This is a genomic window from Lichenibacterium minor, assembly GCF_004137685.1.
Classification (GTDB): domain Bacteria; phylum Pseudomonadota; class Alphaproteobacteria; order Rhizobiales; family Beijerinckiaceae; genus Lichenihabitans; species Lichenihabitans minor.
Genome location: NZ_QYBB01000003.1, coordinates 12,621 through 36,238 on the forward strand (window position 1 = coordinate 12,621; position 23,618 = coordinate 36,238).

General features: G+C 71.8%; 24 protein-coding genes. 14 read left to right on the plus strand and 10 right to left on the minus strand.

Features of this window, described 5'->3' with window-relative positions:
• Nucleotide 1 precedes the first annotated feature (1 nt).
• The 3 genes from D3273_RS04165 to D3273_RS04170 are packed head-to-tail and all read right to left on the minus strand — an operon-like array spanning nucleotide 2 to nucleotide 1,413.
• The gene (locus tag D3273_RS04165; RefSeq protein WP_129223822.1) at nucleotides 2-853 is read right to left on the minus strand and encodes a shikimate dehydrogenase; all 852 of its coding nucleotides are present in this window, start codon (nucleotides 851-853) and stop codon (nucleotides 2-4) included.
• A 3-nt stretch (nucleotides 854-856) separates the two neighbouring features.
• Nucleotides 857-997, minus strand: coding sequence for a hypothetical protein (locus D3273_RS28090; protein ID WP_165359373.1), 141 nt, complete (start codon nucleotides 995-997; stop codon nucleotides 857-859).
• Nucleotides 994-1,413 (minus strand): PDDEXK family nuclease, encoded by a 420-nt coding sequence (locus D3273_RS04170; protein ID WP_129223824.1) that lies wholly within the window; start codon nucleotides 1,411-1,413, stop codon nucleotides 994-996. The genes D3273_RS28090 and D3273_RS04170 overlap by 4 nt, the downstream gene beginning before the upstream one ends.
• 93 nt (nucleotides 1,414-1,506) lie before the next feature.
• Here D3273_RS04170 and ruvB point away from each other — a divergent pair, with 93 nt between their 5' ends.
• The 11 genes from ruvB (at nucleotide 1,507) to ftsH (ending at nucleotide 14,041) form a co-directional block, all read left to right on the plus strand.
• The gene (gene ruvB / locus D3273_RS04175) at nucleotides 1,507-2,571 is read left to right on the plus strand and encodes a Holliday junction branch migration DNA helicase RuvB (RefSeq protein ID WP_129223826.1); all 1,065 of its coding nucleotides are present in this window, start codon (nucleotides 1,507-1,509) and stop codon (nucleotides 2,569-2,571) included.
• Complete coding sequence (ybgC, locus tag D3273_RS04180; protein ID WP_129223828.1) at nucleotides 2,568-2,969, plus strand: tol-pal system-associated acyl-CoA thioesterase; 402 nt, start codon at nucleotides 2,568-2,570, stop codon at nucleotides 2,967-2,969. The genes ruvB and ybgC overlap by 4 nt, the downstream gene beginning before the upstream one ends.
• A 263-nt stretch (nucleotides 2,970-3,232) precedes the next feature.
• On the plus strand, nucleotides 3,233-3,982 hold the full coding sequence (gene tolQ, locus D3273_RS04185) for a protein TolQ (RefSeq protein ID WP_129223830.1): 750 nt from the start codon (nucleotides 3,233-3,235) through the stop codon (nucleotides 3,980-3,982).
• 34 nt (nucleotides 3,983-4,016) lie between these two features.
• A complete protein-coding gene (locus D3273_RS04190) occupies nucleotides 4,017-4,466 on the plus strand; it encodes an ExbD/TolR family protein (RefSeq protein ID WP_129223832.1) in 450 nt (149 codons plus the stop codon).
• A 12-nt stretch (nucleotides 4,467-4,478) separates the two neighbouring features.
• Nucleotides 4,479-5,807, plus strand: coding sequence for a cell envelope biogenesis protein TolA (locus D3273_RS28095; RefSeq protein ID WP_165359374.1), 1,329 nt, complete (start codon nucleotides 4,479-4,481; stop codon nucleotides 5,805-5,807).
• A 101-nt stretch (nucleotides 5,808-5,908) separates the two neighbouring features.
• Complete coding sequence (tolB, locus tag D3273_RS04200; protein WP_129223834.1) at nucleotides 5,909-7,216, plus strand: Tol-Pal system beta propeller repeat protein TolB; 1,308 nt, start codon at nucleotides 5,909-5,911, stop codon at nucleotides 7,214-7,216.
• Nucleotides 7,217-7,490: 274 nt separating this feature from the next.
• Nucleotides 7,491-8,744 (plus strand): SAM-dependent methyltransferase, encoded by a 1,254-nt coding sequence (locus D3273_RS04205; protein ID WP_129223836.1) that lies wholly within the window; start codon nucleotides 7,491-7,493, stop codon nucleotides 8,742-8,744.
• Nucleotides 8,745-9,045: 301 nt separating this feature from the next.
• Complete coding sequence (gene pal, locus D3273_RS04210; RefSeq protein WP_129223838.1) at nucleotides 9,046-9,618, plus strand: peptidoglycan-associated lipoprotein Pal; 573 nt, start codon at nucleotides 9,046-9,048, stop codon at nucleotides 9,616-9,618.
• Nucleotides 9,619-9,788: 170 nt separating this feature from the next.
• Nucleotides 9,789-10,910 (plus strand): tol-pal system protein YbgF, encoded by a 1,122-nt coding sequence (ybgF, locus tag D3273_RS04215; protein ID WP_129223840.1) that lies wholly within the window; start codon nucleotides 9,789-9,791, stop codon nucleotides 10,908-10,910.
• A 19-nt stretch (nucleotides 10,911-10,929) separates the two neighbouring features.
• On the plus strand, nucleotides 10,930-11,940 hold the full coding sequence (gene tilS / locus D3273_RS04220; RefSeq protein WP_129223841.1) for a tRNA lysidine(34) synthetase TilS: 1,011 nt from the start codon (nucleotides 10,930-10,932) through the stop codon (nucleotides 11,938-11,940).
• Nucleotides 11,941-12,118: 178 nt separating this feature from the next.
• On the plus strand, nucleotides 12,119-14,041 hold the full coding sequence (gene ftsH, locus D3273_RS04225) for an ATP-dependent zinc metalloprotease FtsH (RefSeq protein ID WP_129223843.1): 1,923 nt from the start codon (nucleotides 12,119-12,121) through the stop codon (nucleotides 14,039-14,041).
• Nucleotides 14,042-14,224: 183 nt separating this feature from the next.
• Here ftsH and D3273_RS04230 read toward each other — a convergent pair whose 3' ends face one another.
• The gene (locus D3273_RS04230) at nucleotides 14,225-14,917 is read right to left on the minus strand and encodes a DJ-1/PfpI family protein (RefSeq protein ID WP_129223845.1); all 693 of its coding nucleotides are present in this window, start codon (nucleotides 14,915-14,917) and stop codon (nucleotides 14,225-14,227) included.
• A gap of 51 nt (nucleotides 14,918-14,968) precedes the next feature.
• Here D3273_RS04230 and D3273_RS04235 point away from each other — a divergent pair, with 51 nt between their 5' ends.
• Complete coding sequence (locus D3273_RS04235) at nucleotides 14,969-15,979, plus strand: GlxA family transcriptional regulator (protein ID WP_129223847.1); 1,011 nt, start codon at nucleotides 14,969-14,971, stop codon at nucleotides 15,977-15,979.
• Nucleotides 15,980-15,985: 6 nt separating this feature from the next.
• Here D3273_RS04235 and eno read toward each other — a convergent pair whose 3' ends face one another.
• Complete coding sequence (gene eno / locus D3273_RS04240) at nucleotides 15,986-17,272, minus strand: phosphopyruvate hydratase (RefSeq protein ID WP_129223849.1); 1,287 nt, start codon at nucleotides 17,270-17,272, stop codon at nucleotides 15,986-15,988.
• Nucleotides 17,273-17,383: 111 nt separating this feature from the next.
• On the opposite strand from eno, the gene sseA reads away from it, so the two are divergent.
• A complete protein-coding gene (gene sseA / locus D3273_RS04245; protein ID WP_129223851.1) occupies nucleotides 17,384-18,238 on the plus strand; it encodes a 3-mercaptopyruvate sulfurtransferase in 855 nt (284 codons plus the stop codon).
• A gap of 34 nt (nucleotides 18,239-18,272) precedes the next feature.
• Here the strand turns inward: sseA and D3273_RS04250 are convergent, their stop codons facing one another.
• The 5 genes from D3273_RS04250 to yajC form a co-directional block, all read right to left on the minus strand.
• On the minus strand, nucleotides 18,273-19,106 hold the full coding sequence (locus D3273_RS04250; protein ID WP_129223853.1) for a phytoene/squalene synthase family protein: 834 nt from the start codon (nucleotides 19,104-19,106) through the stop codon (nucleotides 18,273-18,275).
• 22 nt (nucleotides 19,107-19,128) lie between these two features.
• Entirely contained in the window at nucleotides 19,129-19,518 is a 390-nt protein-coding gene (locus tag D3273_RS04255) for an Mth938-like domain-containing protein (protein WP_129223855.1), read from the minus strand.
• Between the two features lie 10 nt (nucleotides 19,519-19,528).
• Nucleotides 19,529-20,500 (minus strand): protein translocase subunit SecF, encoded by a 972-nt coding sequence (gene secF / locus D3273_RS04260; protein WP_129223857.1) that lies wholly within the window; start codon nucleotides 20,498-20,500, stop codon nucleotides 19,529-19,531.
• A gap of 13 nt (nucleotides 20,501-20,513) precedes the next feature.
• Nucleotides 20,514-22,103, minus strand: a complete 1,590-nt coding sequence (gene secD, locus D3273_RS04265; RefSeq protein WP_129223859.1) for a protein translocase subunit SecD — start codon at nucleotides 22,101-22,103, stop codon at nucleotides 20,514-20,516.
• A gap of 64 nt (nucleotides 22,104-22,167) precedes the next feature.
• On the minus strand, nucleotides 22,168-22,521 hold the full coding sequence (yajC, locus tag D3273_RS04270; RefSeq protein WP_207210676.1) for a preprotein translocase subunit YajC: 354 nt from the start codon (nucleotides 22,519-22,521) through the stop codon (nucleotides 22,168-22,170).
• 194 nt (nucleotides 22,522-22,715) lie between these two features.
• Between yajC and D3273_RS04275 the strand changes: the two genes are divergently transcribed.
• The gene (locus tag D3273_RS04275) at nucleotides 22,716-23,597 is read left to right on the plus strand and encodes an ATP-binding protein (RefSeq protein WP_129223861.1); all 882 of its coding nucleotides are present in this window, start codon (nucleotides 22,716-22,718) and stop codon (nucleotides 23,595-23,597) included.
• Nucleotides 23,598-23,618: the final 21 nt, after the last annotated feature.

Genomic DNA, 23,618 nt, shown 5'->3' on the forward strand with positions numbered 1-23,618 from the left:
GTCAGCGACCCCGCACGTCCGCTTCCACCAGCGCGCGCAGCTCCGGCGTCACCTCGGGCCGGACGCCGAACCAGCGCTCGAAGCCCGGCACGGCCTGATGCAGCAGCATGCCGAGGCCGCCGACGGCCCGCAGCCCGCGCGACCGCGCGCCGGCGAGCAGCGGCGTGTCCAACGGCGTATAGACGACGTCGGCCACGAGCGCGCCGCGCTTGCAGGGCGAGAGGTCGAGCGCGAGGGGCGCCTGACCCGCCATGCCCAGCACGGTCGTGTTGACCAGCACGTCGGCGGCGCGCAGCAGCGTCGGCAGCTCGTCCCAGCTGTAGGCCCAAACCTCGCCCTCGTGCTCCTCGGCGAGTTCGGCGGCGCGCAGGAACGTGCGGTTGGCGACCGCCACCTCGAAGCCCCGCTCCAGGAGCCCATGCACCACGGCCCGCGCGGCCCCCCCGGCCCCGAGCACGACCGCGGACGCGCCGCCGCCGTCCCACCCCGGGGCCTCGTCGTCGAGGCTGGCGAGGAACCCGATGGCGTCGGTGTTGCCCGCCACGAGGTCGCCGTCGTCGAACCACAGCGTGTTGGCGGCGCCGATCGCGTCCGCGGCCTCGTCGACGGCGTCGGCCAGCTCCAGCACGCGCCCCTTGTGCGGCACGGTGACGTTGCCGCCGACGAAGCCCGCCTCGCGCAGGCCGCCGATGAAGGCGTCGAGGTCGTCGGGCGCCACCGCGATCTTCTCGTAGGAGCCGGCGATGCCGTGGACGTCGAGCCAGTGACGGTGGATCAGCGGCGAGCGGGAATGGGCGATCGGATGGCCGATCACGAAGGCCCGAGGACCTGGGGCGCGGGAAAGACTGCTCATGCGTCAGGCGGAGAGCACGTCCCGATGGATCTCGGCAAGGGGCATCGACAGGACGAGCGTCGAAAGGTCGAGGACGGCGTCGCGGCCTTCGACCGGTCGCCGCGAGATCCGGGCCTCGCCGGGACGGCCGAAGACCTCGATCACGGGCTCGTCGCGCTGCACGCAGCGCAGGAGCGACGGCAGCTTCTGATAAGTCCGCCACGTCGCGACCCGGTCCCGACCGACGCTGACCTCCGGCACGACCTCGACGAGGTCGCTCCCGGTGCCGTCGGCCCGCAGCGGACGACGACGTCGGGCACCAGCACCGCGTCGAAGGCGTCCTCCTTCAGGCGGACCGATCCCGTGAACAGGCGGCTGGGCGAACCACCATCGCGCCGGTGGCGGCTGAGCGCGAAATCGATGTCCTGGACGATGAAGCGATGGTCCCTGCGGGCGCCCGTCGTCGTCTCGGCGACGCGCCCGCCGATCAGGTCCCACTCCTCGTCGCGCGGCTTGTCGGCCATGAGTCCCCGGAAGCCGTCGAGGTCCAGGTCGTCGGACCGGTCGTCCCGGCGTGACATCGGCGTCGCCGTCCGGCTCCCACGCGGGCCTGTCGCTTTTCGCGGCCGCCCAGCCTATCAATCCCCCTCGACCCGCGACACCCCGGACCCCGCTTGCCCCCGCCCCCCCGACGCCTCATCACCCCCGAGAAGCGCGACGACGACGTGGACGCCACCGTCCGCCCGCAGACGCTCGTCGACTTCACGGGGCAGGAAGCGGCGCGCAAGAACCTCGGCGTGTTCATCGAGGCCGCGCGCGCGCGGGGCGAGGCGCTCGACCACGTGCTGCTGGTCGGCCCCCCCGGCCTCGGCAAGACCACGCTGGCCCAGATCGTGGCGCGCGAGCTCGGCGTGAACTTCCGCTCGACCTCCGGCCCCGTCATCGCCAAGGCGGGAGACCTCGCGGCCCAGCTCACGGGGCTGGAGGAACGCGACGTGCTCTTCATCGACGAGATCCACCGGCTGAACCCGGCCGTGGAAGAGATCCTGTATCCCGCCATGGAGGATTTCCAGCTCGACCTCATCATCGGCCAGGGCCCGGCGGCGCGCTCGGTGAAGATCGACCTGTCGAAGTTCACCCTCGTGGGTGCCACCACGCGCGCCGGCCTGCTCACCACGCCGCTGCGCGACCGGTTCGGGATCCCGATCCGCCTTCAGTTCTACACCGTGGCCGAGCTGGAGCTGATCGTGCGGCGCGGCGCCCGCGTGTTCGGCATCGGCATCGCGCCCGACGGCGCCAACGAGATCGCGCGCCGGTCCCGCGGCACGCCGCGCATCGCCGGCCGCCTGCTGCGGCGCGTCCGCGACTTCGCGCTGGTGGACGGCGCCGACACCATCACGCGAGCCGCCGCCGACAACGCGTTGAGGCAGCTCGACGTCGACGACATCGGCCTCGACGTCATGGATCGGCGTTACCTCGACATCATCGCGCTGTCCTTCGGTGGCGGACCGGTCGGGGTCGAGACCATCTCGGCCGCCTTGAGCGAGCCGCGCGATGCCATCGAGGACATCATCGAGCCCTACCTGATCCAGCTCGGCTTCCTGCAGCGCACGCCGCGCGGCCGCCTGCTCACGCCCCATGCCTTCAAGCACCTCGGCTTGAAGGAGCCCAAGGCGCTGTCCGACCAGTACGGGCTCTTCGCGGCCGTGCGCGCCGACGCGGCGGAGGACGACGCGTGAGCGGCGGCGTCCACCGCTTCCCCGTGCGGGTGTATTACGAGGACACCGACTTTTCCGGCGTCGTCTACCACGCCGGCTACCTGCGCTTCCTGGAGCGGGGCCGCACCGAGATGCTGCGCGACCTCGGCGTGGACCAGGCGTCGCTGTTCGGCGCCGAGCCCCCGCTCGGCTTCGCGGTGGCGCGCCTCGAGATCGACTTTCGCCGCCCGGCCCGCATGGACGACCTCCTGGAGGTCGAAACGCGGGTCGCCGACGTCGGCGGCGCTTCGCTGACGATGGCCCAGCGCATCACGCGCGGCGGCGACCCCTTGGTGGATGCGACCGTCCGGGTCGCGGCGGTGTCGCGGGGCCGCGCCGTGCGCCTGCCCGGCGACCTCGCCCGCCTGCTGCGCGGCTGACCGGGCCGGACCGGTGCCGCGCCAGCGCGGCCCGACGCGGCAGCCGGGCGGGCGGCTTAACGTCGCCTTAACCTTGACCGGCGCTTCATCCCGGCCGGGGCGAAGTCCCTTGGGTGTGTCGGCGAAGCCGCAGAATTGACCGATTCCCACCGCAGGACGGTGGAACGTTTTCAACGTGATGCCGGTGGCGTCGCGCATCGCGCCGCACCGGCGCGGGGCGCGGTGCCGGCGGGACGCGCCGTCGGCGCCGGGAAGTGGACCGCATGAACCCTGCAGATATCCCCGCCGCCGCCACCGCCGCCGCCACGGCGCTGCCGGGGTCCGAGATCACCATCCTGGGCATGTTCATGAACGCCAGCGTGCTGGTGAAGGTGATCATGCTCGGCCTGCTCGGCTCATCGCTCTGGTGCTGGGCCATCATCATCAACAAGGGCATCCTGTTTTCCCGCACCCGCAAGGCGATGGACCGGTTCGAGCAGGTGTTCTGGTCGGGCCAGTCCCTGGAGGAGCTCTACACGGACCTGTCGCAGGCCGAGACGATCGGCATGGCGTCGCTGTTCGTCGGCGCGATGCGGGAATGGAAGCGCAGCTTCCAGAACGTGGGCGCGTCCTTCATGGGCCTGCACGCGCGCCTCGAGAAGGTGCTCGACGTGTCGATCGCCCGCGAGGTCGAGAAGCTCGAATCCAACCTCATCGTGCTCGCCACCGTGGCGTCCACGGCGCCCTTCGTCGGGCTGTTCGGCACGGTGTGGGGCATCATGACCTCGTTCCGCTCCATCGCGGCCTCGAAGAACACCTCGCTCGCCGTCATCGCGCCGGGGCTCGCCGAAGCGCTGCTCGCCACCGCCATCGGGCTCTTCGCCGCCATCCCGGCGCTGATCTTCTTCAACAACCTCCAGGGCATCGTGGCGCGCTTCCAGGCCCGCATGGAGTCCTTCGCCGACGAGTTCTCGTCGATCCTGTCGCGCCAGATCGACCACCACGTCGGCGGCGAGCGCGACCGCGCGGCCTGAACGGCCGCGGCGATCAAGTCCGGAGAGTCACAGCATGGGCATGTCGGTCGGGGCCGCGGGCAAGAAGGGCGGCCGGCGCAAGCGCGGCGTGCCGCGCTACGGCGCCATGGCCGAGATCAACATGACGCCGTTCATCGACGTCGTGCTGGTGCTCCTCATCATCTTCATGGTGGCGGCGCCGCTGCTCGCCTCCGGCGTGCCGATCGACCTGCCGAAGACCTCGGCGGGCGAGCTCAAGATCGATTCCAAGCCCCTCAGCGTCGCCGTCGACGACAAGGGCGACGTCTACGTGGCGGACCAGCAGGTCGCGGTCGACGGGCTGCTGCCGCGCCTGCAGGAACTCGCCAAGGACGGGTACGACGAGCGCATCTACCTGCGCGGCGCCAAGGCGGTGAACTACGGCCGCATCGCCGAGGTCATGACGCTGATCACCTCGGCCGGCTACAAGAAGGTCGCCCTGGTGACCGAGCAGTCGGACAAGTAGGCGGGCCCCGCCTTGAAGTTCACATTTTCCCGGCCCGGCTTCGCCCTGTCGGCCCTGGGCCACGGGTCGATCCTGGCCGCGCTGCTGCTGCCGCTCCTGTGGCTGTCGTCCCCCCCGGCCGACGACAACATGCCCGAGGCCGTGCCGATCGAGACGATCTCGCAGACCGACTTCAACCAGATCATGAAGGGCGAGAAGTCGTCGAAGGACGTCACCAAGCAGCCGTCCACCAAGGTCGACAAGGTCGCCGAGGCGGAGGAGCAGCACGCTCAGCCGGCGAACCCGGACGTGCAGAAGGAGACGCCGCCACCGCCGCCGCCGAAGCCGGCCGCCCCGACGCCGCCCGTGCCCACGCCGCCCGTGCCGCCACCTCCGCCGCCCCCGCCGCCGGTGCCCGAGCCCCCGCAACGGCCCGACCCGACGCCGCCGCTCCCGCCGGACGTGCCGACGCCGCCGAAGCCCGTGGCCAAGCCCGCCCCCGCCAAGCCTGCGCCCCCCGCGCCGGTGCCGCCGGAGCGCGACCCGGATGCGGAGGTGATCAAGCCCGCGCCCCCGCCGCCGCCCAGGCCCGTGCCGAAGCCCCCCGAGCCCCCGAAGGAGCTGCCCAAGCGCGCCGAGGTGAAGCCCCCGCCGGTGCCGCCGAAGCCTGTGCCGACGCCGCCAGCCCCGCCGAAGGTCGTCGAGAAGACGCCCCCCGCGCCCCCGAAGGTGCCGGAACGGCCCGCGCCGAAGAAGCCGGACCAGATGGCCAAGCTGCTCGAGCAGAACCAGGAGGACGCCGACCCCACGCCGGATGCCAAGCCGACGCCGGCGAAGCCCGTCCACAAGGCCGCGCCCCATGCCAAGCCGGCCGCGACGCAGACGGCGGCCGCCGACGGCACCGCCGAGCCCAGCGACAGCAAGGCCTTCGACCCGACCGACATCTCCAAGATCCTGAACGCCCAGCCGTCGGGCGCGCCGCCGTCCACCGGCAGGACCCTGTCGAAGACGGCATCGCGGGGGGCGACCAGCGGCAACGCGCCGAAGATGTCGCCCTCGCAGTCCGACGCGCTGGACGGCCTCCTGGCCGACCAGTTCAAGCAGTGCTGGAGCTACCTCGGCCTCGACCACGGGCGCTACATCCCGGAGATCAAGGTCAGCTACGCCGAGGACGGGTCGCTGCAGAACGAGCCGCAGCTCCTCAACCGGCCGTCCGACCCCAACGCGCGCGGCTTGGCCGAAAGCGCGCTCAGGGCCGTGCGGCAATGCAACCCGCTGCACATACCGGCCCAGTTCGCGCCCTTCTACGACCAGTGGCGCAGCCGCATCCTGCGCTTCGACCCCGCCGAGATGGCGGGGTGACGGGCGCGGGCCGGCTTCCGGCTGTTGCGTGAAATCTTAACCGTGACGCCCCATCACTGCGCCGACCCATCCGAGGCAAGCCCCTTGAGGACTCCACGCCGATGATCCGTCTCAGCCGCCGCACGTTCCTGGCGGGTTCCGCGCTCACCGCCATCGGGGGCACGATGCCGGCCGCCCCCGCCAGGGCCGAGGACCGCTACCTCGACATCCGGCCGGGCGGCAGCTTCAACCCGGTGACGATCGCGGTCGCGCCCTTCGCGGGTGAGGGCGCCGACGCCGCCAAGGTCACGGGCATCGTCGTCAACGACTTCAAGCGCTGCGTCTACATCAAGCCGATCGACGGCCCCCAGCCGGCGGTCGATCCCGCCGCGCCCGCTCTCGAAAGCTTCAAGGCCGCGGGAGCGCAGTTCGTGCTCACCGGCCGGGTCGACCGGGCCGGCGGCCGGTTCAACACCGACTTCCGCCTGTTCGACACGGCATCGGGCCAGCAGGTGGCCGGCCAGCACTACACGACGGACCTGTCGAATGGCCGGCGCGTCGCCCACATCGTGGCCGACGCGGTCTTCACCCGCATCACCGGCGAGAAGGGCTTCTTCGACAGCCGGGTCGTGTTCGTCGACGAATCCGGCTCCGCCGAGAAGCGCCGCAAGCGCCTGGCCATCATCGACCAGGACGGCGGCAACATCCATTACCTCACCCACGGCGACAACCTCGTGGTGACGCCGCGCTTCTCCCCCACCGCCCAGCAGGTCGCCTACATGTCGTTCGGCGAGGCCGAGCCGCAGGTGCTGCTGCTCGACGTCGAGACCGGCGCCAAGCGCAACGTGGGTAACTTCCCCGGCATGACCTTCTCGCCCCGCTTCTCGCCGGACGGGCGCAAGATCGTGATGTCGCTGTCCGAGGGGACGAGCTCCAACCTTTACGCGATGCCGATCGGCGGCAGCGACCCGCGCCAGCTCACTGACGACAGCTCCATCGACACGTCGCCCTGCTATTCGCCGGACGGCAGCCAGATCGTCTTCGAATCCGACCGCGGCGGCACGCAGCAGATCTACATCATGGGCGCGGCCGGCGGCGGCGCGAAGCGCATCTCCTTCGGCGACGGCCGCTATTCGACGCCGGTCTGGTCGCCGAAGGGCGACTACATCGCCTTCACGAAGCAGGCGGGCGGCCAGTTCGCCATCGGCATCATGAAGCCCGACGGGTCGGGCGAGAAGGTGATCACCCAGGGCTTCCACAACGAGGGGCCGACCTGGGCGCCGAACGGCCTCTACCTCATGTTCTTCCGCGACGCCGGCAACGGCTCGAACTCGAAGATGTTCATGACCGACCTGTTCGGCCGGGGCGAGTTCGCCATCCCGACGCCCGCCGGCGCGTCGGACCCGGCCTGGGGGCCGCTCCTGGGCTGAGCCCGGGGAGGGCCGGCTCCTCGGAAACCGCACGCGATCGCCCCCCCGGCACCGCAGGCGTCGAGGCGCGGCTTCGACCCGTGCGCGGGTGCCGAGGCGGACGGGACCGCAGCGGGGACCCGGCGCGATCCCCCGCCGCGGCGGGAAGCCCGCTTGACGTGCGACAAGGGCGCGGGCACTTCCGGCGAATGAGCCTCCGCTCATCCCATCCTGCGCGCCCGCGTCCCCGGCCGACCCCTGCCCGCCGCGCCGCGCGGCCCCAACAGAGTCGCCGATGCTGCAGTCCCTGCTCGCCCGCCTGATCACCCGGGGCCGCCTCACCGTCGCCACCCCCTTCGGCACGGCGTCGGCCGGCACGCCCGGCGACGAGCACCCGGCCGCCCGCCTCGACGTAGCCCTGCGGATCCGCGACGCCCGCACCGCGATGAAGATCGCCACCAACCCCGACCTGTATTTCGGCGAAGCCTACATGGACGGCACGCTCGTGGTGGAGCGCGGCAGCTTCGCCGACATGATGGAGCTGCTCGGCTACAACATCCACCTGCTCGGCGAGAACCCGAACCCCAGGCTGGGGCGCATCCTATCCTCCGCCGTGGGGCTCGTGTCGGGCCGCAACGGGCTGAAGAAGGCGCGCGAGAACGTCGCGCACCATTACGACCTGTCGGGCGAGCTGTACCGCACCTTCCTCGACGGCGACATGCAATATTCCTGCGCCTACCTGCGCCATCCCGACGACGACATCGAGGCCGCGCAGCTGGCCAAGAAGCAGCACATCGCCGCGAAGCTGCTGTTGGAGCCGGGCCAGCGCGTGCTCGACATCGGCTGCGGCTGGGGCGGCCTGGCGCTTTTCATCGCCAAGGTGGCGGACGTGCGCGTCACCGGCATCACGCTGTCGAAGGAGCAGCTCGCCGTCGCCCGCCGGCGCGCGAAGGAGGAGGGCCTCGACGACCGCGTGGACTTCCAGCTCGTGGACTACCGCGTGCTGGACGGCGAGTTCGACAGGGTGGTGTCGATCGGGATGTTCGAGCACGTCGGGCTGCCGAACTACGCCGCCTATTTCGGCGCCATCCGGCGCCTGCTGGCGCCGAAGGGCGTCGCGCTCGTGCATTCCATCGGCAAGATGTACGGACCGGCGCCGACCAGCACCTGGATCCTGAAATACATTTTCCCGGGCGGCTATGCGCCCGCCCTGTCCGAGGTGATGCCGGCGGTCGAGCGCAACGCCCTCTGGGTCAACGACGTCGAGATCCTGCGGCTGCACTACGCCGAAACCCTGCGGCTGTGGCGCGAGCGCTTCGACGCCCGCTGGCCGGAGCTCAGCCGCAGCTACGACGAGCGCTTCAAGCGCATGTGGGACTTCTACCTCGTCGGCAGCGAGATCTCGTTCCGCTACTTCGGCTTCATGGTGTTCCAGATGCAGCTGGCGAAGTCGGTCGACGCCGCGCCGATGACGCGGGACTACCTCCACGAGGCCGAATCGGCGCTGCGGCAGGTCGGCGGCGCGTCGGCGGCCGTCGCCGCCGAGTGACGCCCGTCCGGCCGCTGCGGAACGGAGGGGTGGCCGCAGGGAGGCGTCACGGGAGCGGCGGCCGCGCCGGCCAGCGAGGGGGCCGCGGTTGGCGTGGACTGTTCCATCCGGGCCACGGCAGCTCCCTGATCTGAACAGGCGCCCCATTCGGGCCATCAACCCGCCATTAACCATGACGCCTGCTGCGGTCTCATTCGCGGCATCGCCTCAACGCCTCGTCAAGGTTGACGGAACCTTCGTTTAACCATCGAGAGCTATCACCGAGGGGTCGCCGGCAGGCTTCTGCACGAGGATCATCGGTATGCAATTTCTCCACTCGGCCCGCGCGCTCGGGCTTTGCGCCGTCGCGGTGGCGGGCCTCGCCATCGCGGGCTGCGCCAAGGACCCGGCCGACGCCGTCGGCGCCTTCGGAAGTGGGGGGAACCGGTTCGGCGCCAACGGCGGCGCGGGCGGGGCCGGTGGGGCCGGCGGGGCGGGCTACGGCAAATACGGCTCGACGGCGCCCGGCACGCCGGGCGACTTCGCCCAGAACGTCGGCGACCGCGTCTTCTTCGACACGGACCAGACCGAGCTGTCCGCCGCCAACCAGGCGACCCTCGACAAGCAGTCCCGCTGGCTCGCCCAGTACCCGCGCTACGCCTTCACGATCGAAGGCAATGCCGACGAGCGCGGCACCCGCGAATACAACTTCGCCCTGGGCGCCCAGCGCGCCGAAGCGGTGAAGCAGTACCTCGTCGCCAAGGGCATCGCGGCTTCGCGCATCAAGACGATCTCCTACGGCAAGGAGCGCCCCGTCGCGGTCTGCAACGACATCTCCTGCTGGTCGCAGAACCGCCGCGCCGTCACGGTGCTGAAGGGCGCCGAAGCGTCCTGATCGCAGCGGGCGGCGCGGGGCCCTGCCCCGCGCGGTCCGATGCGGGTATAAGCCCGGGGTGTCGACGCTCCGGCCCGCGCTCGCGGGCCCGCAGCGTCGACCTGGCGCGCTGTCGTTCCGATCGGGCGAGTCCGTCCCATCCGAAAGCGCGCCGGCCGCGAGGAGCCCCCATGAAATTCAGCGTACGATCCTTGTTGACCCCCGCCGTGGGGCTCGCCTGCGCGGCCCTGATGGTGTCCGGCGCCGGGCCTGGCCGGGCTGCGGCGGGCGAGCGCCTGGCCGCCCCCCCCATCGTGCTCGCCCAGGACGACCCCGACGCGGCGCCCGACCCGTCCAGCGCCGCCGCCCTGCTGGTGCGCGTCGACCGGCTGGAAAACAAGCTCCGCTCGCTGACGGGGCAGATCGAGCAGCTGCAGAACCAGAACAGGCGGCTCGAGGACGCGCTGCGCAAGATGCAGCAGGACGTCGACTTCCGCTTCCAGGACCTGAACCGCGCGCCCGTGGCGCCGGGCGGCAAGCCGCCGCTGCAGCGCCACGGCGACCTCGGCGACGCGTCGCCCGACGCCCTCGCCGACGCGACCCCGGCGGCGCCGGCCGCCGCGGTGCCGGCCAGCCCGGCCGCGCCCGCGGCGTCACAGCCGCGGCGGGGCGACGCGTTCGACCCCGCATCCGACCCGAACGCGCCCGGCGCGCCGCGTCCCCTCGGCGCCACGGCCGGGCTCGGCACCGCGCCCCCGCTCCGCCCCAGCGTGCCCCCCGCCGCCGCCCAGCCCCACGCGCCGCTCGACCTGACCCACGGCGCCACGCCGGCCGCAGCCCCGCCCGCCGTCGCGGCGGCCGAGCCGCCGGCGGCGCTGCGCGACGAGCCCGTGCCGGCCCCGGCCGGTGGCGTAGCCAGCCTGGCCCCCGGCAGCACCCGCGGCGAATACGAGGCCGATTACGCGCTCTACAAGGGCGCGCAATACGACGGCGCCATCGCGGGCTTCAACGATTTCCTGAACAAGTACCCGCGCGACCGGCTGGTGCCGGACGCGACCTATTTCCTCGGCGAAAGCTATGCCCGCCTGGGCCGCCACCGCGAAGCGGCCGAGCAGTTCCTGAAGCTGTCGACAGACTATACGAAATCCAACAGGGCGCCCGACGCCCTGCTCCGCCTCGGCATGGCGCTGAACGCGCTCGGCGCCGGCGCCCAGGCCTGCGCGACCTACCAGGAGGTCGACCGCAAGTACCCGGCGGCCGGCGCGGACGTCCGGACCGCCGTCGACCGCGAGCTGAAACGCGCCCATTGTTGAACGCCGGCCCGCCCCGGCCGTGAGCGCACCCGACGCTCCCCTCGGCCTCGACGAGGCCCGACCGCTCTTCGCCCCCTTCCGGCAGGCCCGCGCCGTGCTCCTCGCCGTGTCCGGCGGGCCCGACAGCACCGCGATGATGCATCTCGCCGCCGCTGCGGCGCGCGCCGACCCTGCCCTGCCGCCGCTGTCCGTCGCCACGCTCGACCACGGGCTCCGCCCCGAGGCCCGCGCCGAGGCGGAAGGCGTCGCCCGCGCCGCCGCGTCCCTGGGCCTGCCGCACCGCATCCTGACCTGGGACGGCGACAAGCCGGCGACCCGCCTGCAGGAACGCGCCCGCGAGCGCCGCTACGAGCTCCTCGCCGCCCGCGCCCGCGACATCGGCGCCACCCACGTCGCCACCGCCCACACGCTCGACGACCAGGCCGAAACCGTGCTGTTCCGCTTGATGCGCGGCTCGGGCGTGGCGGGCCTCGCCGGCATGGCGCCGGGCGTCGACAGCCACGGCACGGTGCTTCTCCGCCCCCTCCTCGGCGTGCCGAAGTCGCGCCTCGTCGCGGCCTGCCGCGCGGGAAGCTGGTCCTTCGTCGAGGACCCCGCCAACGCCGACCCGCGCTTCGCCCGCGCGCGCCTGCGCGCCCTCGCGCCGATGCTGGCCGCCGAAGGGCTCGACGCACCCCGCCTCGCCACGCTGGCGCGGCGCATGGGGGAAGCCGAGGCCGCGCTGGCCGCCGCCGCCGATCGGGCCGCCGCCGATGCCGCGCGGCCCGGCGCCGCCCACCACCTGCCGCGGATCCTCGCCGAGCCCCTCGCCGTCCGGGTTCGCATCCTCGACAGGCTGCTCGACGGGGCCACGGCGGGACGCGGCCGGACGCGGCTCGACCGGCTGGAACGGCTCGAAGGCGCGCTGTCGGCGGCGGCCGCGGCCGGCGTCCCGCTGCGGCGCACGCTGGCCGGCGTCCTTTTGGCTTTCGACGGGACGGACCGGCTCACCCTGGCGCCGGCTCCCCCGCGCCGCGCCGCGCCGCGCTGAGGCGCGCCCTGCGTCACCAGGGATCGCGCGGCGGGCGGTGGCCGGCCGGAGGGCGCCGGGCGCTTCCCTTGGCAAGGCCTGGGCGACAGCCTACATTCGGCTCCAGAGCAGCGTGGCCTTCGGGCGGAGCCGCATCTTCGACCTGCCGCGAACCGTCAACGCACGACACGAGTCCCCAATGAACCCGAACTTCAGGAATTTCGCCCTCTGGGTGATCATCTTCCTCCTCGTCGTGGCGCTGGTTCTGCTCTTTCAGAATCCCGGCAACCGCGGTGCGCAGGCCCAGGACATCACCTTCAGCCAGCTCTTGAACGAGGTCGACGCCAACAAGGTGCACGACGTCACCATCGCGGGCAACGAGATCACCGGCCATTACACGGACAGCCGCGGCGCCTTCTCGACCTACGCGCCGAACGACCCGTCGCTGGTCCAGAACCTGTACAAGAAGAACGTGCAGATCACCGCCAAGCAGCCGTCGGACGGCAACAGCTGGCTGATGACGCTGCTGGTCAACGGGTTGCCGCTGCTCGCCTTCATCGGCGTGTGGATCTTCATGTCCCGCCAGATGCAGGGCGCCGGCGGCAAGGCCATGGGCTTCGGCAAGTCCAAGGCGAAGCTCCTCACCGAAGCCCACGGCCGCGTGACGTTCGAGGACGTGGCGGGCGTCGACGAGGCCAAGGAGGACCTGCAGGAGATCGTGGAGTTCCTGCGCGACCCGCAGAAGTTCCAGCGCCTGGGCGGCCGCATCCCGCGCGGCGTGCTGCTGGTCGGCCCCCCCGGCACCGGCAAGACCCTGCTAGCCCGCGCCATCGCGGGCGAAGCCAACGTCCCTTTCTTCACCATCTCGGGTTCTGACTTCGTCGAGATGTTCGTCGGCGTCGGCGCCAGCCGCGTCCGCGACATGTTCGAGCAGGCGAAGAAGAACGCGCCCTGCATCATCTTCATCGACGAGATCGACGCGGTGGGTCGCCACCGCGGCGCCGGCCTCGGCGGCGGCAACGACGAGCGCGAGCAGACGCTGAACCAGCTCCTCGTCGAGATGGACGGCTTCGAAGCCAACGAAGGCATCATCCTCATCGCCGCGACCAACCGTCCCGATGTGCTCGACCCCGCGCTGCTGCGCCCCGGCCGCTTCGACCGCCAGATTACCGTGCCGAACCCGGACGTCGTCGGCCGCGAGCGCATCCTCAAGGTGCACGTCCGCAAGGTCCCCTTGTCGCCCGACGTCGACCTCAAGACCGTCGCGCGCGGCACCCCGGGCTTCTCGGGCGCCGACCTGATGAACCTCGTCAACGAATCGGCCCTGATGGCGGCCCGCCGCGGCAAGCGCATCGTCACGATGAGCGAGTTCGAGGACGCCAAGGACAAGATCATGATGGGCGCCGAGCGCCGCACCCTGGTGATGACCGAGCAGGAGAAGATGCTCACCGCCTACCACGAGGGCGGCCATGCCCTGGTGGCGCTGAACGTGCCCGCGACCGATCCCGTCCACAAGGCGACGATCATCCCGCGCGGCCGGGCGCTGGGCATGGTGATGCAGCTGCCCGAGCGCGACAAGCTGTCGATGAGCTACGAGCAGATGACCTCGCGCCTCGCCGTGCTGATGGGCGGGCGCGTCGCCGAGGAGATCATCTTCGGCAAGGAGAAGGTGACCTCGGGCGCGCAGTCGGACATCGAGCAGGCGACCAAGCTGGCCCGCGCCATGGTGACCCGTTGGGGCTTCTCGGACGAGCTCGGCACCGTCATGTACGGTGAGAACCAGGAGGAGGTGTTCCTGGGCTATTCGATGGGCAAGCAGAACAACATCTCGGAATCGACCTCGCAGAAGATCGACTCCGAGGTGCGCCGGCTGGTCGAGTCCGGCCTCGCCGACGCCACCCACATCCTGACGACCAAGCGCGCCGACCTCGAAGCCGTGGCGCAGGGGCTGTTGGAATACGAGACGCTGAGCGGCGACGAGATCCGCGGCGTCATCAAGGGCATCGCGCCGATCCGCGAGTCGGACGACGAGCCGGCTCCGCCGCGCGCGTCGCCGGTGCCCAACGTCGGCAAGGGCCGGCCGCGGCCCGAAGGCGGGCTGGAGCCTCAGCCTTCGGTCTGAGGGGATCAGTCAGTCTTGACGTGACCTATAAGGAAGCCCGGCCCCGTGCCGGGCTTTCCGCTGTCTGGACCGGATTTGCAGAGGGCTCGCCCTTCGCCGGGGTCCGGGGCGGAGCTCTGGAAAAAGTCCAGCGGGCCGCCATGCCGAGCCCCGCCGAAGGCCGCGGCCTCCGGTATCCGGGCTTCAAGCCGGGTTCCGTGCCGCCCATCCGGACGCGAAGGCGGACCGCTGCTCCCGCACCGCCGCACCGCCGGCCTTCAGCTTCGCCACCACGCCCTTCGGCGCCGTCTCGGGCGTGCCGGCGTCGAAGGGGGGCGCGGGGGCGTATTCGAGCTGGAGCTGGCAGGCCTGCGCGGCCTCGTCGCCGCAGAGTTCGGCGATGATCGTCAGGGCGAAGTCGATCCCCGCCGTGACGCCGCCGGCGGTGATGATCTTGCCGTCCCGCACGACGCGGCCTTGGGTCGGCACGGCGCCGAACCCGGCCAGCAGGTCGCGCGCCAGCCAGTGGCTCGTGGCGCGCTTGCCGCGCAGCAGGCCCGCGGCGCCGAGCACCAGCGAGCCCGTGCAGACCGACGTGACGTAGCGCGCGCTCCGCGCCTGCGCCCGCAGGAAAGCCAGCACCGCCTCGTCCCGCAACAGCGCGTTCACCCCGATGCCGCCGGGCACGCAGACCACGTCGAGCGGCGGGCAGTCGGCGAAGGTGCGCGTGGGCGTGAACGCGAGGCCGGTGGTGGACCGCACGGGCCGGAGGTCGTGCCAGAGGAGGTGGACCTCCTTCGGCCGGTCGAGCACCGACGCGATCTCGTAGGGGCCGGTGAGGTCGAGCTGCTGGATGTCGGGGAAGACCAGGAAACCGAAGCTGAGCGGGGCTGGCATGGGGCTTTCTCCATCGTTGACGCCGGGAGCCTAGGGTTTCACCCTGTGGCGATGCCGCCATCCACCCCACGGATCCCGCCATCCATCCCCGGCTGCACGCCGCGCCGCGTCGAGGTCCTCGCCTTTCCCGCCGTGCAGCTGCTCGACCTCGCCGGGCCGCTGCAGGTGTTCGGGACGGCCTGCGACCTCGCCGCCCCGGCCGCGGGCGGGCCGCCCTACGACGCCCGCGTGGTGGCGCCGAGCGCCGGCGGCGTGACGGCCTCGGTCGGGCTCGGCCTCGCCACCGAGCCGCTGTCGGACGCCGACGCCCCGCTCGACACGCTGGTGGTGGCCGGCGGCTGGGGGGTGCAGGCGGCGGCCCGTGACGCCGCGTTGGTGCGTTGGCTGGCCCGGAAGGCGGCGAACTGCAGGCGGGTCGTGTCGGTGTGCAGCGGCGCCTATCTGCTGGCCGAGGCCGGGCTGCTCGACGGGCGACGCGCCGCGACCCATTGGGACCATTGCGCCGACCTGCAGCGCCGTTACCCGCGCGTCGCCGTCGAGCCGGACCCGATCTTCGTGCGCGACGGCGACGTGTGGACCTCCGCGGGCGTGACGGCCGGGATCGACCTCGCGCTGGCCTTGGTCGAGGACGACCTGGGCCGGGCGGCGGCCCTGGCGGTGGCGCGCCAGCTCGTGGTGTTCCTGAAGCGGCCCGGCGGGCAGGCGCAATATTCGGCGGCCCTGGCGCTGCAGGACGCGGGCGGCGGCTTCGAAGCGCTGCACGCCTGGATGGCCGGCCATCTCGGCTCCGACCTCGGCCTGGCAGCGCTGGCGCGGCGCGCGGGCATGAGCGAGCGCTCCTTCCTGCGCCGCTATCCCGCCGCGACGGGGATGACGCCCGGCCGCGCCGTGGAGCGGCTCAGGGTCGAGGCGGCCCGCCGCCTGCTGGTCGAGACGGCCGTGCCGGCGAAGCGCATCGCCGAGCGCTGCGGATTCGGCAGCGCCGAAACCATGCGCCGCGCCTTTCTGCGCGTGCTCGGCGTGCCGCCCGCGGACTACCGCGAGCGGTTCGGGCCGGGGTGAGGCCGATCAGGCCTTGGCCAGCGCCTTCAAGGCCGCGCGCCCGGCGTAATGGGCCTGCGAGCCGAGGTGCTCCTCGATGCGGATCAGCTGGTTGTACTTGGCCAATCTGTCCGAGCGGGCGAGCGAGCCCGTCTTGATCTGCCCGCAGTTGGTCGCCACCGCGAGGTCGGCGATGATCGAGTCTTCCGTCTCGCCCGAGCGGTGCGACATCACGGAGGTGTAGCCCGCGGTCTTGGCCATCTCGACGGCGGCCAGCGTTTCGGTGAGCGTGCCGATCTGGTTGACCTTCACCAGCAGCGAGTTGGCGACGCCGCGGCGGATCCCCTCCGCCAGGCGCTCGGTGTTGGTCACGAACAGGTCGTCGCCGACGACCTGGCAGCGGTCGCCGATCTTGTCCGTGAGGATCTTCCAGCCGGCCCAGTCGTCCTCCGCCATGCCATCCTCGATCGAGGCGATCGGGTAGTCGGCGGCGAGCTTGGCCAGGTATTCGGCCTGCTCTTCCGACGAGCGGACCTTCCCCTCGCCCTCGTAATGGTAGCTGCCGTCCTTGAACCAGTCCGTGACGGCGCAGTCGAGCGCCAGCACCATGTCGGAGCCGGGCTTGAAGCCCGCCTGGCGCACGGCGTCGAGGCAGAAGTCGAGCGCCGCTTCGGCCGAGGGGAGGTTCGGCGCGAAGCCGCCCTCGTCGCCCACGTTGGTGTTGTGGCCGGCCTTCTTCAGCGCGCCCTTCAGCACCTGGAAGACTTCCGATCCCCAGCGCACCGCCTCCTTGAGGGAGGAAGCCCCCACCGGCATGATCATGAATTCCTGGAAGTCGATCGGGTTGTCGGCATGGGCGCCGCCGTTGAGGATGTTCATCATCGGCACGGGCAGGACGTGGGCGCCGGCGCCGCCGACGTAGCGGTAGAGCGGCAGCCCCACCTCCTCGGCCGCCGCGCGGGCCGCCGCCATGGACACGCCGAGGATCGCGTTGGCGCCGAGCTTGGCCTTGGACGGCGTGCCGTCGAGCGCGATCATGGCGCGGTCGAGCTCGACCTGATGCTCGACCGGGATGCCCTTCACGGCGTCGAAGATCGGCTTCATGTTGCCGATGGCCTTGGTGACGCCCTTGCCGCCGAAGCGGCTCTTGTCGCCGTCGCGCAGTTCCACCGCCTCGTAGGCGCCCGTCGAAGCGCCCGACGGCACGGCCGCCCGCCCCAGGACGCCGCTTTCGAGCCGCACGTCGACCTCGATGGTCGGGTTGCCGCGGCTGTCCAGGATCTCGCGGGCGACGATGTCGACGATGGCGGTCATTTCAAAGGCCTCGGGCGATCTCGAAGGGGTGTGAGATCGTTCTAGGCGAGGCTACACCGGTTGAAAAGGCCGCCGCCGGCGGCCTCGAGGCACGAATCAGGGGAGCACGGGATGGGCGCGGAACAGGCCAAATTGGTGACGGCGGAGTGGCTCGCGGGCGAGATCGACAAGCCCGACCTCGTGGTGGTGGACGCGTCCTGGTACCTGCCGACCGCGAACCGCGGCGGCCACGCCGAGTTCCTGGCGGGCCACATCCCGGGCGCCGTGTTCTTCGACCACGACAAGGTCGTCGACCCGGACAGCGCCCTGCCCCACGCGCTGCCGTCGCCGGAGGTGTTCGCGGCGGCGGCAGGGGCGCTCGGCATCGCGGCGGACAAGCGCATCGTCGTCTACGACGGCGCCGGCATCGCGTCCGCGCCGCGACTGTGGTGGATGCTGCGCCTGTTCGGCGCCGAGGACGTGGCGGTGCTGGACGGCGGCTATCCGGCCTGGATCGCCGGCGAGCGGCCGGTGGAGACGGGCGAATCGAACCGCCTCGGCACGCATTTCGAGGCGAGGCCGCAGCGCGACGCGGTGGCGGACGTCGAGCAGGTGACGCGCGCTCTCGATCGTGGCAGCGCCGTGCAGGTGGTCGACGCGCGGCCGTCGTCGCGCTTCAAGGGGCTCGTGGCCGAGCCGCGGCAGGGCCTGCGCTCGGGCCACATGCCGGGTGCCGTCAACGTGCCGATGACGGATCTCGTGGCGGGAGGCCGCTTCAAGGACGACGCCGAGATCCGCGACGTGTTCGTCGAGGCCGGCGTGGACCTCGACCGGCCGGTGATCACCACCTGCGGGTCGGGCGTGACGGCGGCGGTGCTGGCCTTCGGCCTGGCGCGGCTCGGCGTCGAGGACGTCAAGCTCTACGACGGCTCGTGGTCGGAATGGGGCGCGCGGGCCGACCTGCCGGTGGCGACCGACGAAGCGTGACGGTCCGGGCCCGGGCCGGCGTTGCGGCGTCCGGCTAAAGGACGCCGCCGTTGCGGGCGGCCCGCCACAGCCGCCACTGCCGCCGCCATTGCGGCAACTCCGGCAGCGGCTCGAAGGGCGCGGCGCGGTCGCCGCGCTTCAACCGCGGCTCCACCAGCGCCGTGCGCAGGAAGGCCGGCCCGGCGTCGCCCAACGCGCCCCGCTTCGCCCGCAGCGCCGCGAGCCGGGTGCGGGCCGCGCTGCGGAGATCGGCGGCGACGGCCCGGAGGCCCGGCGTGTCGCGCCCGGCGGCGACCTCGGCCCGCGTCGCGCCGTGGCGCGCCAGCAGGGCGACGGGCAGGAGCGGGTCGTGCCCGGCCCGCAGCGCGTCGAGCAGGTCGGCGAGGCCGATCGCCACCCCGGCGTGCTCGGCGGCCGGGTCGATCGCGGCGCCGCCCCCGAGCACGCGGGCGGCGAAGCCGATCGGCACCGCCCGGGTGGCGGCGAGGCGGCGCTCCAGCGCCGGCAGGTCGGCGGGGGGCTCGTCGTAGAGGTCCATGCGGAACGCGTCGAGCATGTCGCCGAAGGGCGCGCGGGGCAGCGCGGCGCGGTCGATCGTGTCGACCAGCGCGGCCGCGACGGGATGCGCGGCGGCCTCGGTGGCACGCCCGCCGTCGACGACGTCCTGCCACCATTGCAGCCGGATCTCGCCCGCGATGGCCTGCTTCACGCGGGTGCGGACGAGTGCCACCTCGACCGCGACGGCGCCGAGCGCGTGGAGGTGGGGGCGGGCATCCGCCGGGGCGAGGAGCGCCGCCAGCCAGGCGTCGGGGTCTTCGGCGCGGAGAAGCGCTTCGCAATGGGCGTAGGCGGCGGCGAGGTCGGTCATCGCGGGCGTGGCCCTGCCCTCGTCACGCGACGGCGATCAGCGCGCAGGCGACGCGGCGGCGCTCGCCGAGGAGGATGTTGTAGGTGCGGGCGGCGGCGCCCGTCGCCATGGGGTCGACCACGATGCCGGCCGCCTTGAGCGCGGCCCGCAGCGCGGGCCGCGGCGGGACGAGGTCCGTGCCGGTGCCGAGCAGCAGGTGCTCGACCGTGCCGCGCGGCGCCCGGAACAGCTCCGCCAGCGACTCTTCGGTGATCTCGGCCGGCGCCGTGGCGGACCAGACATGGACGCCCGACGGCAGCATCAGGATGGAGCCGCGGTGGGACAGGTGGGCGAAGGAGAACCCGCCCGCGCCGTAGCCGTCGATCGTGTACTGGCCGGCGTGGAATCCGGATGCGGGCAGCGCGTCGCTCACGGGCGCCGCCTCACTCGGCGGCCAGCTTGGACGAGGGCTTGCGGTTGCCGGAAGCGCCGGGGGTGCCGGGCTTGCTTTCGGCCCGCACCTCGTTGCGCACGCCGAGGTAGATCAGGATCGGCGAGCAGATGAAGATGGACGAGTAGGTGCCGACGAAGATGCCCCACATCATCGCGAGCGAGAAGCTCTTGATGACCTCGCCGCCGAACAACACCAGCGCCAGCAGCGCCAGGAACACGGTCGTGGCGGTCATGATGGTGCGCGGCAGCACGGCGTTGATCGACATGTCGATCATCTCGGCGGTCGACAGGCGCTTGTACTTGCGCATCACCTCACGGATGCGGTCGAGCACGATCACGGCCTCGTTGAGCGAATAGCCCACGATGGTCAGGATGGCGGCGATGGAGGTCGTGTTGAACTCGAGGTGGGTGACGGAGAAGAACCCCACCGTCAGCAGCAGGTCGTGCATCGTGGCGATGACGGCACCCACCGCGAACTGCCATTCGAAACGGAACCACAGGTACATCAGCACGGCGAAGATGGAGACCACCACGCCGATGGTGCCCGACTGGACGAGTTCGCCCGACACGCGCGGGCCCACGACCTCGACGCGACGGAACTCGTAGCGGTCGTCGAGGGCGGCCTGCACCTTCTTGACCGCCACCTCCTGGGCGGCGTCGCCGCCCGGCTGCACGCCGAAGCGGATCGTCGCGTCGGTCCGGTTGCCGAAGCCCTGCACCTCGATGTGGCCGAGGCCGGTCTGTTCGCCGAGCGAACGGAGCTGCGCCAGGTCGGCATCGCCCGCCTTGGCGCGCACCTCCATCAGCGTGCCGCCGGCGAAGTCGATGCCGAAGTTCATGCCCACCAGCACGAACATCACGACCGACACGATCGAAAGGAAAGCCGAGAACGGGTAGGAGTAGCGCCGGAAGCGCATGAACCCGAACTTGGTGTTCTCGGGTGCGAGGCGGAGGAGCGGCATAGGCGGGGCCCTCTCAGATCGGCAGGCGCTGCGGGCGCTTGGCCCGGTACCACACGGCGATCATCATGCGGGTCATGGTCACGGCGGTGACGATGGAGGTGAGGATGCCGAGGCCCAGCGACACCGCGAAGCCGCGCACCGGCCCGGAGCCGAACAGGTAAAGGATCAGCGCCGCGACGAACAGGGTGACGTTGGAATCGACGATGGTGGCGAAGGCGCGCTTGAAGCCGGAGTCGAGCGACGCGATGACGGACCGCCCGGCATGATTCTCCTCGCGGATGCGCTCGTAGATCAGCACGTTGGCGTCCACCGCCATGCCGATGGTGAGGACGATCCCGGCGATGCCGGGCAGCGTCAGCGTCGCGCCGAGCAGCACCATGGCGGCGAAGATGAGCATGATGTGGACCGCGAGCGCGATGTCGGCGAAGATCCCGAACACGCCGTAGGTCACCAGCATGTAGGCGACCACCAGCACGCCCGCCACCAGCGCCGCGCGCTCGCCGGCGTCGATCGAGTCCTGGCCGAGGCCGGGCCCCACGGTGCGCTCCTCGACCACGGTGAGCTTGGCCGGCAGCGCGCCGGCGCGCAGCAGCACGGCCAGGTCGTTGGCCTGGCTCACCGTGAAGTTGCCGGAAATCTGGCCCGAGCCGCCCGTAATGGGCCCGAGGATACGCGGGTCCGACACGATCTGGTTGTCGAGCACGATGGCGAAGGGCTTGCCGACGTTCTGGGCCGTCACCTCGCCGAACTTCTGCCCGCCGCGCAGGTTGAAGCGGAAATCGACGACCGGCTCGCCGCTGCGCTGGTCGAAGCCGGGCTGGGCATCGGTCAGGTCCTCGCCCTGCACCATGACGCGCTTCTCGATGGCCTCGGTGCCGGGCTTGTTGTTCTTGTAGAACGGCAGGTTCTCGACGTCGGCCGGGCTTTCGCCGGGGTCGGCGACGAGGCGGAACTCCAGCTTGGCCGTCGTGCCGAGCAGGTCCTTCAGGTGCTGCGTGTCCTGCAGGCCCGGCACCTCGACCACGATCCGGTCGTTGCCTTCACGCTGGATCGTCGGCTCCTTGGTGCCGGACGCGTCGATGCGGCGGCGCAGCACCTCGATCGACTGGTCGACGGCGCGGTGGATCTTGTTGGCGATGCCGGCGTCCGTGAGTTGCACCTGGACGAGGCCGTCCGCGTTGTCGGTCACCGTGTAGTCCTGGACGGCGCCGGTCAGTGCCGCGCCGAGCGACTGGGACGCGCTCGTCAGCGCCCCCACGATCTTGCCGCGCTCCGTCGCATCGGGCACGCGGAACTGGATGCCGCGGCTCTGCACGCCGATGCCGCCCGCGAGCTTGACGCCGTTCTCGCGCAGCAGCCGGCGCGCGTCCTCGCGCAGGTTGTCCACCGACGTCTTGGTCAGCGACGCGGAATCGACCTCGAGCAGCAAGTGGGCGCCGCCCTGGAGGTCGAGGCCGAGCACGATGGTCTTGGCGGGGCCCGGCAGGACGCGGTCGAGCCCGGCGCGCGCTTCGGGCGACAGCAGGCTCGGCAGCACGATGAGGGCCGCGACCAGCGTGCCGAGGAGGATCGTGACGACTTTCCAGGTCGCGAAACGCATCATGGCTTTTGTTCTTCGTTCTGGCGGGACGCGCCGCGGGCGGCGCTCCGCGTGACAGCTCGACGGATCAAACCTTGGCGGAAGCCGGAACGTCCTTCACCGGCTCGCCCTTGGCGCGCACTTCCGTGATCATGGCGCGCGCCAGGCGCACGCGGACGTTGGGGGCGATCTCGACCTCGACCTCGGTGGCGTCGGTGGATTTCGTGACCTTGCCGATGAGCCCGCCGGTGGTCACCACGGTGTCGCCGCGGCGCACGGCGGCGATCATCTCGCCGTGAAGCTTCTGCTTCTTCTGCTGCGGGCGCAGCAGCAGGAAGTACATGATGACCAGGATGGCGGCGAAGGGGGCCACCTGCATGAAGATGTCTGAGCCGCCGCCGAAGGCGCCGGCGGCCTGGGCATAGGCAGGGGTGATGAACACGCGATGTCTCCGGGGCCGCCACCGGATCGTGCCCTGGGATCGTGCCCCGGTCGGGCGGCTGGCCCGCGTCTTATCTCCCTCCGGGGGGCGAAGCAATGGCGGGCGGTTCCCATGCCCCGCTCCGCCTTGACACGGCGCCGAAGCCGCCAGCACAAGCCCGCGACCCCCGTGTTCCAACGCCGGAGAGCCGCGCCATGGCTTCCATCCCGTCCGATGCCGCCACGGCGGCCCTGCTCGACCGCATCGCCGCCGCGCTGGAGCGCCTCGCCCCCGCGGCGCCGGCGCGCCCGGACTTCGACGCCGCCGACGCCTTCGTGTGGTCGGCGGCGGGCACGCTGACGCCGGTGCCGCAGGTGAACCGCGTCGACATCGCGCTGCTGCGCGGCATCGACCGGGTGCGCGACCAGTTGCTCGACAACACCCGCCGCTTCGCCCGCGGGCTGCCGGCCAACAACGCGCTGCTGTGGGGCGCGCGCGGCATGGGCAAGTCGTCGCTCGTCAAGGCGTCGCAGGCGGCCGTGAACGCCGACCTTCCGGCCGGCGCGCCGCGGCTCAAGCTCGTCGAGATCCATCGCGAGGACATCGACGGGCTGCCGGCGCTGATGGCCCTGCTGCGCGACAGCCGGCATCCCTTCGTGCTGTTCTGCGACGACCTGTCGTTCGACTCCGACGACACGACCTACAAGTCGCTGAAGGCGGTGCTGGACGGCGGCATCGAGGGGCGGCCCGCCAACGTGCTGTTCTACGCCACCTCGAACCGCCGCCACCTCATGCCGCGGGACATGATCGACAACGAGCGCGCCACCGCGATCAACCCCGGCGAGGCCATCGAGGAGAAGGTGTCGCTGTCCGACCGCTTCGGCCTGTGGCTCGGCTTCCACAAATGCTCGCAGGACGAGTATCTCGACATGGTGGAAGGCTATGCCGTCCATTTCGGCATCGGCCTCGACAGGGCTGCGCTGACGCCCGAGGCGCTGGAATGGTCGGCCACGCGGGCGTCACGTTCAGGACGCACCGCATGGCAATTCATCCAGGACCTGGCGGGGCGCCTGGACAAGGCCCTGCCCCAAACCTAAGGTCCGGCCCGCCATGGTTCG